The following is a 13545-nucleotide window of genomic DNA, read 5'->3' as shown; positions in this document are numbered from 1 at the left end:
CCGGGCGGCGCTCAGTGATGGGACGGCGAAGCCGTGTGCCGGGGCGCGCGCGCCGGGGGAGCGGGGGCCACCCGCGGCAGCACGTGCGCGAACACGTGGGCCGGCTCGCCGTCCTCGCCGTGCACCACGGACGCGTGCACGACCACCGGCACGTCGGTGCCGTCGGGACGGCGGTACCGCTTGGGGACGTCCTGCACCTGCGCCCGGCCCTCGGCCAGGTCGGCGATGTTGGCCGCGTCGGTGGCCAGGTCGTCGGGGTGCGTGATGTCCTGCACCCGGAGCTCGTGCAGCGCCTCCGTGGTCGTGCGCACCAGGGCGGCGAAGGCCTTGTTCACCCGGAGGAACGCGCCGTCCAGGCTGGTCAGCGCCATGCCGATGGGTGCGTCGTCGAAGGCGTGCCGGAACATCGCCTCGCTGTCGGCCAGTGCCCGCTGCGCCTCCACGGTGGAGGTCACGTCCCGGGACACCGACAGCACCTCCCGGACCCGGCCGTGCTCGTCGACCAGCCGCCGGGTGGTGCTCTCCAGCCAGCGGACCGCGCCGCGGCGGTGCAGCACCCGGTGCACCGTGGTGCCGTCGGTGTAGAGCGTGGCCAGGCGCCGGCCGGCCGTGGCGCGGGCCCGCTCGTCGGGGTGCAGGTGGTCGAGCACCGAGGTGCCCACCAGCTCCTGCGGCAGCCAGCCCAGGATGGCGCCGCTGCTCGCCGAGGCGTAGGTGATCACCCGCTCGGGCGTGGTGGCCAGGACCAGCTCGTCGTTGCCGCCCAGCGGCAGCACGGGCACGTCCCCGCCGGCCGCGACCGGGACGCTCGCGGACCGCTCGCCCAGCACGCGGGCCAGCTGGGGGGACGCCGGCTGCGGGCGGCCGAACAGCCAGCCCTGCGCGGCGTCGCAGCCCATGGCGACCAGCTGCCGGGCCTGCTCGACGGTCTCCACGCCCTCGGCGCACACCCGGCGGCCGAGGCTGTGCGCGGCCTCGACGACCAGCCGGACCAGGACGGCGTCGGCCGTGTCGCGGGTGACCTGCTCGATGAAGGAGCGGTCGATCTTCACCAGGTGCACCGGCAGGCTGCGGAGCAGGGTCAGGGACGAGTGCCCGGCGCCGAAGTCGTCCAGGGCCAGGCGCACGCCCAGCGCGCGCAGCTCGCCCAGCCGGACGGCGGTCGCCGCCAGGTCGGTGATCGCCGCGGTCTCGGTGATCTCCAGGCACAGCCGCTCGGGCGCGAGCCGGCTGCGGCGCAGGGCACCGGTCACGTCGTCGGTGAAGCCGCGTTGCGCCAGCTGCACCGGTGACACGTTGACCGCCACGGTCGGCGCGAGGCCGGAGTGCCCGGTCGGCCACCGGGCCGCCTCCTGGCAGGCCGCGTCCAGGACCCAGCGGCCGAGGTCGACGATCAGCCCGGTCTGCTCGGCGACGGGGATGAACTCGTCCGGGGGGACGCAGCCCAGCTCGGCGTCGTCCCAGCGGGCCAGCGCCTCCACGCCGGTGACCTGCCCGGAGGGCAGGGCCACCACGGGCTGGAAGTGCACGCTCAGACCGCCGTGCTCGATGGCGTCGCGCAGCCGCCGCTCCATGTGGCGGCGCGCGCGGGCGGCGTCGATCGTCTGCTCGTCGGCCAGCATCTCGTCGATGAAGTGCGCGACCCGGCCCCGGCCCAGCGACTTCGCCCGGTAGACGGCGAGGTCCGCCCGGTGCAGCAGGGCGTCCAGCGAGTCCCGCCGGCCCTCCGTCGTCGTGCCCGCGGCGCTGGCGACCCCGACGCTGGCGCTGAGGCTCACCAGCTGCCCGCCGGCGGTGCCGCGGCCCTGCACGGCGTACGGGGCGGCCGCGGCCAGCACGATCCGCTCGGCGAACGCGGTGCTCTGGGCGGGTGTCAGCGGGGTACCGGTCAGGACGGCGAACTCGTCGCCGCCGAGCCGGACCACCAGGTCCTCGGCGCGGGCCACCGAGCGCAGCCGCTGGGCGAACTCGACCAGCACGTCGTCGCCCGCCCCGTGCCCGAGGTCGTCGTTGACGTCCTTGAAGCGGTCCAGGTCGACGTGGCAGAGCACGCCGGCCGCCCCGTCGCCGGCCGTCCGGGACAGTCGCTGCAGCAGGAAGAGCCGGTTGGGCAGGCCGGTGAGCGGGTCGTGCAGCGCGGAGTGCGCGTACTGGGCGGCGACCTGCTCGACGAGCACGGAGAGAGGGACGACTCCGAGCCGGTCGTCGGGCCAGGTGACCACGAGCGCGTCCGGGCCGTCGTCGCCCGCCCGCTGCGGGAGCACCTCGGCGGCGGCCAGCGCCACCGGGACGTCGGCGGGGAGGACCGGTCCGGAGGGGACGACCAGGTCGGCCAGCGGGCGCCGTCGCCGCTGCCGCCGCCGGCGGCCCGGCCGCCCGGTCATCGCGGTCTCGACCCGGGACCGGTCGACCGGGACCGGTGTGCCCGGCCGGTTCAGGACCACCCAGCGCAGGGTCTCGTCCTGGCGGAACAGCGCGTCGGCCGCGGCCACGGTGCAGTCCGCGGAGACCAGGAGCGCCGGGGCGGCGAGGGCGCCCAGGCAGCCGTCCGGGCCGGGCGCCGCCTCGGCGCGCGCGGTCGCCGGCCGGCCCGCCGTCCTGGGCGTGTCCACGTCGGTCGTCCCCCCGCTGTCGTCGTGCACCTGTCCTGGTCGTCTTCGGACGCCGGGAGGCGCCGCTGCACCCGAGCCGCCCGGGCCCTCACCCTCCCCGAGCAGGCCGCCCGGGTCCAGCCCCCGGCGACGGGTGCCGGCCGCTCGGCTCAGCCGGCCGTGGCCAGCTCCCCGGCCCGGTGCACCGGCTGCCCGGACGCCCCGCCGACGACGTCGAGCACCATGGCGTGCAGGTCCTCCGCGGCGACGGGGCGGGCGAACAGGTAGCCCTGCGCCAGGTCGCAGCCCAGGGCCGCGACGTGCTCCTGCTGGTTGGTGGACTCCACGCCCTCGGCCACGGTGAGCAGGCCGAGGGTGTCGGCCAGGTCGACGATGGCCCGGGTGATCACGTCGTCGTTGGCGTCCCGCCCCAGGCCGTCGACGAACTCGCGGGCGACCTTGAGCATGTCGATCGGAAACCGGCGCAGGTAGGCCAGCGAGGAGTAGCCGGTCCCGAAGTCGTCGATCGCGATGCGCACGCCCAGCCGCTTGAGGCCCCACAGCGCGGTGGCGGCGGCGTCGCGGTCGTGCATGAGCACGGTCTCGGTGATCTCCAGGACCAGCCGCTCGGGGGCCAGCCCGGCGGACTGCAGCGCCGTCCGCACGTGCCCGACCACCTCGGGGTGCATGAGCTGGCGGGCGGAGAGGTTCACCGTGACCATCAGGCCGGTGAGGTCGGGCCGGGCGGCCACCCACCGGGCGGCCTCCGCGCAGGCCTGCAGCAGCACCTGGGCGCCGAGCGGCACGATCAGGCCGGTCTCCTCGGCCAGCGGGATGAACGAGTCGGGCATCCGGACGCCGTCCACGGGGTGCTGCCAGCGCACCAGCGCCTCCGCCCCGGTGAGCTGCCCGCTGGCCAGGTCGATCAGCGGCTGGTAGACGACGCGCAGCTCGCCGTCCCGGACCGCCTGCTCGAGCTCGGCGGCCGGGGTCACCGACTCCGGCGTCTCCAGGTGCGGCCCGTGCAGGCAGACGGCGTTGCCGCCGCCGCGCTTGGCGGTGTACATGGCCACGTCGGCCCGCCGGATCAGCTCGTCGGCGTCCCGGGCGGTCGCGTCGCAGACGGCGACACCGATGCTGGCGCCGACCGTGGTGACCCGGGCGCCGCCGAGGTCCACCGGCACGCCGAGCCGCTCCTGCAGGCGGTCCACGACCCCGGCGACACCGGCGTCGTCGACCGGCCCCTCCAGCAGGACGGCGAACTCGTCGCCGCCCAGCCGGGCCGCGGTGTCCCCGGCGCGCAGGGACTGCCGCAGCCGGGTGGCGACGGTGCGCAGCAGCAGGTCGCCGGCCTCGTGCCCGTAGGTGTCGTTCACCGGCTTGAAGCCGTCCAGGTCGACGTAGAGCACGGCCGGCCAGGCCTGCGTGCGCGCAGCCGCGGCGACGGCCTGCTGCACCCGGTCGATGAACAGGGTGCGGTTGGGCAGGTCGGTCAGCGGGTCGTGCAGGGCCTGGTGGCGCAGCTGCTCCTTGAGGTCGGTGACCTGGCGCAGCGTCTCCTCGAGGCGGCCGCGCTCCAGGGACGTGCCGACGTGCCGGGAGAACGTCTCCAGGAGGGCGAGGTCGGTCTCGGTGAACGTGGACACGTCACCGTGCCGTCCACCGATCACCATCAGACCGTGCACCCGGTCCTCGGTGCGCAGCACGGCGGCCATGGCGTCCTTGACGTCGCGGGCGGACGCGTAGGCGTCCAGCGGCCCGCCCCGCTCCGCGCCGGTGCGCAGGGCCCCGCCGGCCATGGCCAGCCGCATCAGGCGCTCGGCGTCCTCGGGGTCGCCGAGCTCCGCTCCGAGGGACACCCCACCGCCCTCCCGGCTGACGTTCAGCGTGGGCGCGCCGGAGTCCGCGGTGTCCAGGAGGACCAGCTCGGCCAGGTCGGCGCGGAAGGCGGACCGGACCGAGGTGAGGAAGTCACCCAGCGCGGCGCGGCTGTCGCCGTGGTGCAGCAGGGCGGTCACCTCGTGCAGCACCCGCAGGTTGTCCTGCTGCTCGTTGGCGCGGGTGACGGCCCGGTAGGCGACGATCACCAGGATCGTCGGCAACGCCAGCAGCGCCAGGGCACCGGGGTCGTGGACGACGTTGCGGGCCACGACGAGACCGACGGCGGCTGCGGCGACAGCGGCCGGCACGGTCGTCGAACACATGGAGACGAGCGTGCCGAGGTCGAAGCGCCCCTGCGAGAGGCTGATGGCGGCGAAGACGCACGCGTTCGCGACGACGGTGGAGATCCCGGCGGCCGCCAGCGCCGCCAGCCAGTCCCACGAGTCGCCGGCCGGAGCGGCGAGGACGGCGAAGAGCGTGGTGGCCAGCGTGCCGCCCACCGCGTACTGGGCGACGTTGAAGGCCAGCTTGAGCCCCCGCTGACGGCGGTGCAGCAGCAGGGTCGTGCCCGTGCCCACCACGAGGGCCGGCACCAGCTGGCCCGGGACCGCCAGGACCAGCCCGGCAGCCAGCACCAGGTCGGTGAGCGAGAACGTGTGGGAGTCCTTCTTCCACTGCACGTGCACCGGGAAGGCCTCGCTCACGCCGAAGGCCACCGCCCACAGCACCCACGGCACGGTCGCGGCCGTGGATGCTGCGGGCAGCGACTGGACGACGACGACGAACAGCGTCGCCGCGGCCGCGGCCAGGGTCGCCGTCAGCACCATGATCCGCTGGGACGCACCCAGACGGTTCCTGCTCCTGCCGGCGGACCCGCCGCCGTTCGTCGTCGTCATCGACTCAGGCCCAGGTCACGCCGGACCAGGTGACCCCGGACCAGGTGACCCCGGACCAGGTGACCCCGGACCAGGTCACGCCGGACCAGGTCACGCCGGACCAGGTCACGCCGGACCAGGTCACGCCGGACCAGGTCACGCCGGACCAGGTCACGCCGGACCAGGTCACGCCGGACCAGGTCACGCCGGACGTGTCGACCGTCCCGGTGCGGACCTGGTCGGCGTGCTTGCGGGAGTCGAACGTCCTCCCGCGGACGTCGACCTCACCGCGGACCTCCTTGCCGCCGACCTTCACGTGGACCGAGCCGCGGGCAGCCTCCAGGGACCCGCGTCCGGTGGACTGCGCGTGGTTCTGCCGGACGTTGGGGGTCTTGACGGACTTCGCTGCCGCGAGGTCGATGACCCCGCGGCCCTGCGCCGTGGCAGGTGCGCCCGGGATGGGCCGCGCCGTCCCGGTGAGGAGCGCCTTCACCGCGTCCGGGCGGATGTTGGGACGCTGCGAGATGATCAGCGCCGCCGCCCCGGAGACCACGGCGGCCGCCTGCGAGGTGCCGCTGCCGCGGTACAGCCGCTCGCCGATCCGGGCGGCCGGGTGCTCCTGGTCCAGGTAGGACCCGGGGCTCCGCAGGCTGACCACCCGCTCGCCGGGGGCGACCACGTCGGGGTTGCGGGTGCCGTCGCCGTCGTTGGAGAAGGCGGAGACGGCGTCGTCGGCCGTGGTCGCGGTGCCGTGGGTCGCGGCACTGCCGACGGCGATGAGGTACGGGTCGTAGGCCGGGTTGGCGACCTTCCCCGTGCCCAGGCCCCCGTTGCCGACGGCGACCACGACGACGATGCCCTTGTGCCAGGCCTGCTCGGCGGCGAAGGCCAGCGGGTCGAGCAGGTAGTCCTGGACACCGTCGGTGCCGAACGACATGTTCAGCACCCGGATGTTCATGCCGTTCTTCGTCCGGTTCTGCGCCGCCCAGTCGATCGCGGCGATCGCCTGGGAGACGTCGGTGCGGCCGTGCGAGTCGGCGATCTTGATGCTGACGATCCGGGCGTCCGGCGCCATGCCGATGAAGTCGTCGCTGTCGCCGGCGGGCGCGCCGGCAGCCGCATCGTCCCGGCCGGCGATGATGCCGGCCATGTGGGTGCCGTGACCGTAGCTGTCCAGGTTCTCCGCCGGCGTGCCGGCCTCGAAGGAGAAGTCCGGCCCGTGGACCAGCTTGCCCGGAGTGGTGAACCCGTCGACCGGGACGGTGCCCGAGTCGATGACGGCGACGTCGACGCCCTTGCCGGTGTACCCGGCCTGCCACATCGCCGCAGCCCCGGTCACCTGGTTGGCGATCGTGTACAGCGAGCCCGGCTGGGACGCCTGGTCGGCGACGTCGGTGCTCTGCAGCGTCAGTCCGGCGTCCTCGGTCACCTCGTCGACGCCACGGACCGCCCGCAGCGCCTCGAGCCGGTCCGCCGGTACTCGGGCGCTGAAGCCGTTGATGATGTCGAGCTGCCGGACGACGGTGCCACCGAACGCGGCGACGGCCCGCTCCGGAGCGGCGCCGGTGCCCGTTGCCTCCCGGACCACGACGGGGACCTGTGCCCCCGACCCCTCCGTGGCGGCCGACGCCGTCGCCGGTGCGGACATGCCCGCGACGACCGCGGCTGCCGCGGCGACCGTGATGACGCGCTGGGGCCTCATCGGGTGCCTTCCCAGATGACGCCGCGGAGGGCCGGGCCCCCGCGGGGCCGACCGCTCCTGCTGGTGTTGCTCACTGATACCTCCTGGTCGTGGCGTGCACGTCCGTGTGCACGTGGTGGTGGTGCTCCACGGGGTGTCGACGGCCAGGGGTGGGAGGCTGAGCGTCCCGGCGGTGGTCTCACCCGCCGGGAGGGGGGTTCGAGCCCGGTCGGGTGAGCGGTGGGGCGACCGGCGACGGGCGTGCCGGTCCCGGGTCCGCGACGATGGGCCACGATGGACGACGTGGCAGGAACCCGGACCGAAGAGCTCATCGTGCTGGTCGACGAGGCCGGCGCCGCGATCGGCGCCATGCCGAAGGCGCTGGTGCACACCGGCGAGACGCCGCTGCACCGGGCCTTCTCGGCCTACCTGTTCGACGACGACGGCCGGCTGCTGGTCACCCGCCGCGCGCTGGACAAGTCGACGTTCCCGGGGATGTGGACCAACACCGTGTGCGGCCACCCGGGCCCCGGTGAGGACGACGCCGCGGCCATCGCCCGCCGGGCCGGCTTCGAGCTGGGACTCGGGGTCTCCGACGTCCGCCCGGCCCTGCCCGGCTACCGGTACCGAGCGGAGTTCCGGGGTGTCGTGGAGAACGAGATCTGCCCGGTGTACCTCGGTCGCTTCACCGGGTCGACGGCGCCCGACCCGACCGAGGTGGCCGAGTGGGAGCTGCTGGACTGGGCGACGTTCCGCCGGCGGCAGGAGACCGAGGGCGACGCCTGGTCGCCGTGGTGCCGGGAGCAGGCCCGGCTGATCGAGGCCGAGGGGCTGGTGCCGGGTCCCTAGGCAGGGACCGCGCTGCGGCCGGACCGGGCGGAGAGGACCAGCCGGACGGTGCAGCCCTCGCCGGTCGGCGCGGTCGGAGCGGCCACCAGGTCGTCCACGGACTGCCGCGCCAGCCACAGCCCCATGCCGCCCACGGACATGTCACCGTGCGCCGGGCCGTAACCGGCGAGCGGGTCGTCGAAGCAGGCGCCGTGGTCGCTGATGGAGCACAGCAGCCGGTCGTGGCCGCACCACAGCCGGACGTCGACCGGGGGGACACCGTGCTCGGCGGCGTTGGCGACGATCTCGTCGATGGCCAGCACGAAGTCCTGCGCCGCGTCGGGGTCCAGGTCGCTGTCGGCCAGCACCCGGGTGACCGCGCGGCGCAGCGACCGCATGTCGTCGAGGTCCAGCAGCGCCAGCGCCGGCTCGGTGTCCTCGATCGGGTCCGGGACGCGGGACCGCTGCAGCTCGGTGACCACCTCGGCCGGCTCCCGGTAACCGGGGTTGGCGGCGAGCCCCACGCCGGTCAGCAGCCACGGGTGCGTCGCACCGACCACCTCGTCCGGCTCCGGGCCCGCGGGGTGTCCGGTGACCGGGCCGATCAGGCACAGGTGGTCGACCGCACGGTCGGCCAGCACGTGGTTGAGCAGCGCCTCGGTCTGCATGCAGCCGGTCCACCCGCCGGCCGGGCCCGACGTGCTGGTGACCAGTTGCAGCCGGTGGCCGTCGGCGGGCTGCTCCTGCTCGACCAGGCGCAGCATCTCCGCCACGCCGCTGGCCGGACGGCCGTCCACCCGCCCCGGGGTCACCACGGCCACGTCGCTCCCGGCGAACGCGCCGGTCAGCGCACCCGCCACCGGCTCGTGGCAGGCGATGACCACCCGGTCGCCGTCCGCCCTGACCTGCTGCACGAACCCGGCGACGGTCGACGCCAGGTCCTCGTGCGGCGCCGGCACGTGGCCCACGTGCCGGTACCCGTCCGGTCTGCGCTCGTCGTGCGCCATGCCGATCCCCCGTCGTGTCGTCTTCTCCGACCTCCCCTGTGTGCCCGGGGAGGTCGTTCCGACACATACCCGGCCGCGTGCGGCGGATGCGGTGCCTCACCCCTCGGCATGCCCGCCGTCGCCGCCGCGTTGCAGGCGGGGTGCACAACGAGGTCGTGGTGATCGGTGGCGGCCAGGCCGGCCTGTCCGCGGCGTCCGCGCTGTCCCGGGCCGGCGCGGACTTCGTGCTGCTCGACGGCGACGCCGGTCCGGGTGGGGCCTGGCAGCACCGCTGGCCCTCGCTGCGCCTGGACCGTGCCCACCGGATCGCGCCGCTGCCCGGCATGGACCTGCCCCACGCCGACCCGGCCACCCCGGCCGCCGAGGTGGTCGCCGGGTACTTCGCCGCCTACGAGCGGCGCTTCGACCTCCCGGTCCACCGGCCGGTGGTCGTCCGCGCGGTGCGCCGCACCGAGGCGGGCTTCGCGCTGGAGACCAGCGCCGGGCCGTGGACGGCGTCCGGGCTGGTCAACGCCACCGGCACCTGGACCCGGCCCTTCTGGCCGGCCTACCCCGGTCGGGAGCTGTTCGGTGGCCGGCAGCTGCACGCCGCCGACTACCGGGACGCCGAGGAGTTCTGCGGGCAGCACGTGGTCGTGGTGGGCGGCGGCACCTCCGCCGTGCAGCAGCTCATCGAGATCAGCGAGGTGGCGACCACCACCTGGGTGACCCGCCGGGAGCCGGTCTGGCGCCGGACCGACTTCGACGCCGACGCCGGGCGGGCCGCCGTCGCGCTGGTCGACCGGCGGGTGCGGGCCGGGCTGCCGCCGGGCAGCGTCGTCGGGGTCACCGGCCTGGTGGAGACCGACGCGGTGCGCGCCGCCCGCGACCGGGGCGTGCTGACCCGGCTGCCGGTGTTCGACCGGCTCACGCCCGACGGCGTCGCCTGGGACGCGGCCGGCGACCGGCCGGCCCGCACCCTCCGGGCCGACGTCGTGCTGTGGGCGACCGGCTTCCGGCCGGCGCTGGAGCACCTGGCGCCGCTGCACCTGCGGGCACCCGGCGGCGGCATCGTCATGGACGGCACCCGGGTGGTCGCCGAGCCCCGGCTGCACCTGGTCGGCTACGGCCCGTCGGCCAGCACCATCGGGGCCAACCGGGCCGGCCCCCGGGCCGCCCGGGAGCTGCTGGCCACCCTCGCCGGGGACGCGGCGGCCTGACCTCGACGGTTGACGGCCGCCCGGGGCAGGTAGTGCAGGACGATGAGCCCAGACGACACCACCCCGGACACCGCGATGGCCACCGGCAGCGACGACGGTGAGCCGGGCGAGCGGCCCGACGGCGGCCCGCTGACCGCCGACGAGCGGCGGCTGCTGGAGACACTGGAGGCACCGGACGACACCCCGGCGACGCCGGCCGTGGAGGACTCCCCGGAGGCCGCGGCGGCCGCCGCCGCCGACGCGCCGCTGCCCGCGGCCGGCGCGGGCGACGACCAGGGCGAGGACCAGGGCGACGGCCTGACCCCCGAGTTCACCGACCGCTGACCCCGACCCCCGCGCTCTCGGTACCGAGAGCGCGGAGGGCCGCTGACCCCAGGCCCCGTCCAGAGGCTCGTGCCGAGCGTGCGAGGCATGAGGAGGACGGGGTCCTTCTTCAGGCGGGGCGGTCGTGGGGGTGCAGCCGGACGGTGATCAGCGCGACGTCGTCCTGGGCGCGGTCGGGCAGCACCCGGGCCAGCAGCCGGTCGGCGAGCTCGGCCACCGGCACGTCCCGCAGCGCGCTCAGCTCGGTGCGCAGGTTCTCGATGCCGTCGTCGAAGGGCTGGTCCCGGCGCTCCACCAGGCCGTCGGTGTAGAGCAGCACCGTCGAGCCGCGGGGCAGGCTCACCACGTGGTCGGTGCGCCGGGCGTCGACGTGCACCCCGACGAGCAGCTCCGCCGCGGGCCGGTCCAGCACCTCGGTGGTCCCGTCCGGCAGCAGGACGACGGGGGGCGGGTGGCCGGCGTTGGACCAGCGCAGCCGGGTCACCCCGGACTCGACCTCCTCGGGGCTCTGCTCCAGCCGGGCGACGACCGCGGTGGCCAGGGTCTGCAGGCGCAGCCCGTCCATCGCCCGGTCCAGCCGGCGCAGCACCCCGGCCGGGCTGTCGGCGCTGTCGAAGCTGATCCCGCGCAGCAGACCGCGCAGCTGGCCCATGCAGGCGGCCGCCTCGGTGTCGTGGCCGACGACGTCGCCGATGACCAGGGCGGTGGCGCCGTCCGGCTGCGAGAAGACGTCGTACCAGTCGCCGCCCACCTGGGCGTCCTGGGCTGCGGGCACGTAGCGCACGGTGACCTGGAGGTGCTCCGGCGCCGGCGGCTCGGACAGCATGCTGCGCTGCAGGGTCAGCGCGGCCTGGGCGACCCGGCGGGAGCGGGCGTACAGCGACTCGAGCAGGTTGGTGCGCAGGTCGCCGGCCTCGGTGCACTGCGCGGGGGTCCAGGGCTCGGACCGGTTGCGGACGGTCTCCCGCCACCGGTCGAAGGACTTGCGGGGCGACAGCCGGACCGAGTCGCCCTCACGCTCGGCGATCGCCTTGTTGTGCGGGTCGCCGCCCCAGTCGACCGAGTGCACCCGCTCGGCGCGCGCCCAGATGACGTACTGGCCCTCGGGGAGGACCAGCGCGAGCGCCCCGCTGGCCTGGTCGGCGGGCACGCCCAGCTGCGGGGCCACCAGGGGGAGCCGGTCGGTGGACACCACGTCACCGGACTGGTCGGCGACCCACGCGGCGAGGGCGCGGGCCGTCTCCGGCGACAGGGGCACGCCGGCGGCACCGGTGTGCCCCTGCAGGCTCACCAGCACGGAGTCGGCCGGGACGACGTCGAGCAGGCCGGGGGAGCCCAGCATGGTCTCGGCCAGCGGGCGGTCCTCGTCCAGCGCGGCGGCCGTCAGCCAGGCCAGCGTGGAGCGGACCCGCAGCGCGCGCCGGTGCTCCTCGTCGGCGGCGCGGTCCACCAGTCGCAGCGACAGCGTGGAGCCGAGGAACTCGGCGGCGGCCCGGGTGGCGTAGGGCGGGGCGTGCGGCCCGGAGTAGTGGTGGCAGGCGATGAGCCCCCACAGCCGGTCGCCGTCCAGCAGTGAGATGGACATCGACGCCTGCACGCCCATGTTCGTCAGGTACTCGCAGTGGATCGGGGACACGCTGCGCAGCGTCGAGTAGGTGAGGTCCAGCGGCCGGCCGGTGGCGGGCAGGTCGACCGGCTCCAGCGGCGCCGGGGTGTAGCCGACGTCGGAGATGAGCCGGATCCAGTTCTTCTCGTACAGCGCGCGGGCCTGTGCCGGGATGTCCGAGGCGGGGTAGTGCAGCCCGAGGAAGGAGTTCAGCTGCGGTGCCTTGGCCTCGGCGACGACCTCGCCGTTGTAGTCGGCGTCGTAGCGGTAGACCATCACCCGGTCGAAGCCGGTCAGGGTGCGCACCGCCGTGGCGGTGATGTCGTACAGCTGCTGCAGGTCCGAGGTGCGGTTCAGCTCGCTGATCGTCCCGCGCACCGCCTGGTAGGTGTTCGGGAAGCTGAACGGACGGGGTCCGTAGGCCGGTTCCAGCTCCACCACGAGGGTGCTCGTCGCGGGCCGGGTGTCCGGCGCCCCGGGCAGGTCCAGGGCGTGGACGGCGCGGTGCAGGATCGCGTCGACCGGGACGGGGCTGCCCTCCCGGTCCAGCACCAGCTCGACCGGGTTGCGCTCGCGCAGGTCGCCGAAGGCCCGCGCGGAGCGGGCGACGGCCTGCGCCGGCACCGTGCCCAGCACCTCGGCGAGCGGCCGGCCCAGCGCGTCGTCCCACGCGGTGCCGACGACGTCGGCCAGGTTCCGGGAGACCTGCCGGACGACCATGTCCGGCTCGCTGACCGCCAGCAGGACCCCGCGCGGCTGGATGCTGCCCGGCACGTGGATCGGCTCGCGCTCGCAGTTGCTGAGGTCCACCGGGGTGCCCGGCGCCAGCCAGCTCCCCAACCGCATCTGGTCGGTCATCGGACGGGGACCTCGTTCCGTCGGCCGGCGCGGGCGTGCGGGCCGGTGGGGGTCGGGCCGGGCTCCTCCGGCAGGGGCGCGCCGCACCAGGCGGCGAGGTCGGCGAAGGTCTGCCGGGCCGCGGCGACCAGGCGGTCGGGGTCCCCGCCGGCGGCCACGTGGGCGCGGGTGGCCGTGCGGAAGCCGTGCCACATGGCGCCGGTCCGCTCGCCGTAGGGGGAGAACGCGCGCAGCGGTGCCGCGCCGCCCAGCTGGGGGAGCGTGGCCAGGTGCCGGTCGATGAACACCCCACCCAGCGTCGACCCCTCCAGCACGTACAGCCGGCCCAGAGCCGCGTCGGTGTCCGGGACGGCGGCGAGCCGGGGGCGGGCCGCAACCCGGGGGGCGGGGGCGCCGAGGGCGGCGAGGTCGGCGGCGAACAGGTGCGCCCGGCGCCGGTCGCTCCACCGCACGGCGGCCGCGGCGGCCGGGTCGGCAGCGGCCCAGTCGTCCAGCCCGGCCTCCGCGGCGAGCCAGAAGCCGTGCATCCGGGAGAGCACCGCGGTGAGCCGGAGGGCGGTCAGCCCGTCGTCGAGCAGGTCCAGGGCCGACTCGACGGCCTCGTGCTCGCGGGCGGTGCCGGTGCGCAGACGGCGCAGGACGTCCCCGTCGTCGGTCACCCGGTCCCCGTCCCCGGAGGTCCGTCCCTGCCGTCG

The 13545-nt window shown here is 75.7% G+C and carries 9 protein-coding genes; 3 read left to right on the top strand and 6 right to left on the bottom strand.

Features of this window, described 5'->3' with window-relative positions; translation table 11 throughout:
* Positions 1–11: 11 nt before the first annotated feature.
* The 3 genes from ACWIX6_RS17615 to ACWIX6_RS17605 all read right to left on the bottom strand — a co-directional run bounded on the left by ACWIX6_RS17615 (position 12) and on the right by ACWIX6_RS17605 (position 7049).
* On the bottom strand, positions 12–2612 hold the full coding sequence (locus ACWIX6_RS17615; protein WP_448613728.1) for an EAL domain-containing protein: 2601 nt from the start codon (positions 2610–2612) through the stop codon (positions 12–14).
* A 149-nt stretch (positions 2613–2761) separates the two neighbouring features.
* Positions 2762–5368, bottom strand: coding sequence for a putative bifunctional diguanylate cyclase/phosphodiesterase (locus tag ACWIX6_RS17610; protein WP_448613727.1), 2607 nt, complete (start codon positions 5366–5368; stop codon positions 2762–2764).
* 4 nt (positions 5369–5372) lie between these two features.
* Complete coding sequence (locus ACWIX6_RS17605) at positions 5373–7049, bottom strand: S8 family serine peptidase (RefSeq protein ID WP_448613726.1); 1677 nt, start codon at positions 7047–7049, stop codon at positions 5373–5375.
* Positions 7050–7331: 282 nt separating this feature from the next.
* Between ACWIX6_RS17605 and idi the strand changes: the two genes are divergently transcribed.
* Positions 7332–7877, top strand: coding sequence for an isopentenyl-diphosphate Delta-isomerase (gene idi / locus ACWIX6_RS17600; protein ID WP_448613725.1), 546 nt, complete (start codon positions 7332–7334; stop codon positions 7875–7877).
* Here idi and ACWIX6_RS17595 read toward each other — a convergent pair.
* Positions 7874–8863: an ATP-binding protein gene (locus tag ACWIX6_RS17595; RefSeq protein WP_448613724.1), complete on the bottom strand. Its 990-nt coding sequence runs from the start codon at positions 8861–8863 to the stop codon at positions 7874–7876. The two genes, idi and ACWIX6_RS17595, sit on opposite strands and share 4 nt — an antisense overlap.
* A gap of 140 nt (positions 8864–9003) precedes the next feature.
* On the opposite strand from ACWIX6_RS17595, the gene ACWIX6_RS17590 reads away from it, so the two are divergent.
* Together ACWIX6_RS17590 and ACWIX6_RS17585 are read left to right on the top strand one after the other, a co-directional pair.
* On the top strand, positions 9004–10062 hold the full coding sequence (locus ACWIX6_RS17590) for an NAD(P)-binding domain-containing protein (RefSeq protein WP_448613723.1): 1059 nt from the start codon (positions 9004–9006) through the stop codon (positions 10060–10062).
* Positions 10063–10104: 42 nt separating this feature from the next.
* On the top strand, positions 10105–10386 hold the full coding sequence (locus ACWIX6_RS17585) for a hypothetical protein (protein WP_448613722.1): 282 nt from the start codon (positions 10105–10107) through the stop codon (positions 10384–10386).
* A gap of 109 nt (positions 10387–10495) precedes the next feature.
* On the opposite strand, the gene ACWIX6_RS17580 is transcribed toward ACWIX6_RS17585, so the two are convergent.
* Both ACWIX6_RS17580 and ACWIX6_RS17575 read right to left on the bottom strand, forming a co-directional pair.
* Positions 10496–12850 carry a SpoIIE family protein phosphatase gene (locus ACWIX6_RS17580; protein WP_448613721.1) on the bottom strand — a complete coding sequence of 785 codons (2355 nt, stop codon included), beginning with the start codon at positions 12848–12850 and terminating at the stop codon, positions 10496–10498.
* Positions 12847–13509 (bottom strand): biliverdin-producing heme oxygenase, encoded by a 663-nt coding sequence (locus ACWIX6_RS17575; RefSeq protein ID WP_448613720.1) that lies wholly within the window; start codon positions 13507–13509, stop codon positions 12847–12849. The genes ACWIX6_RS17580 and ACWIX6_RS17575 overlap by 4 nt, the downstream gene beginning before the upstream one ends.
* Positions 13510–13545 lie beyond the last annotated feature (36 nt).

Source organism: Modestobacter sp. URMC 112 (assembly GCF_053502575.1).
The sequence above is the reverse complement of the archived record's forward strand: the minus strand, read 5'-3'. Positions and strand labels throughout refer to the sequence as shown.

What these genes read in the sequence shown, in the direction of transcription:
- ACWIX6_RS17610 (WP_448613727.1), bottom strand. Translation starts at nt 5,368, where the DNA reads ATGACGACGACGAACGGCGGCGGGTCCGCCGGCAGGAGCAGGAACCGT.
- ACWIX6_RS17605 (WP_448613726.1), bottom strand. Translation starts at nt 7,049, where the DNA reads ATGAGGCCCCAGCGCGTCATCACGGTCGCCGCGGCAGCCGCGGTCGTC.
- ACWIX6_RS17595 (WP_448613724.1), bottom strand. Translation starts at nt 8,863, where the DNA reads ATGGCGCACGACGAGCGCAGACCGGACGGGTACCGGCACGTGGGCCAC.
- ACWIX6_RS17585 (WP_448613722.1), top strand. Translation starts at nt 10,105, where the DNA reads ATGAGCCCAGACGACACCACCCCGGACACCGCGATGGCCACCGGCAGC.
- ACWIX6_RS17580 (WP_448613721.1), bottom strand. Translation starts at nt 12,850, where the DNA reads ATGACCGACCAGATGCGGTTGGGGAGCTGGCTGGCGCCGGGCACCCCG.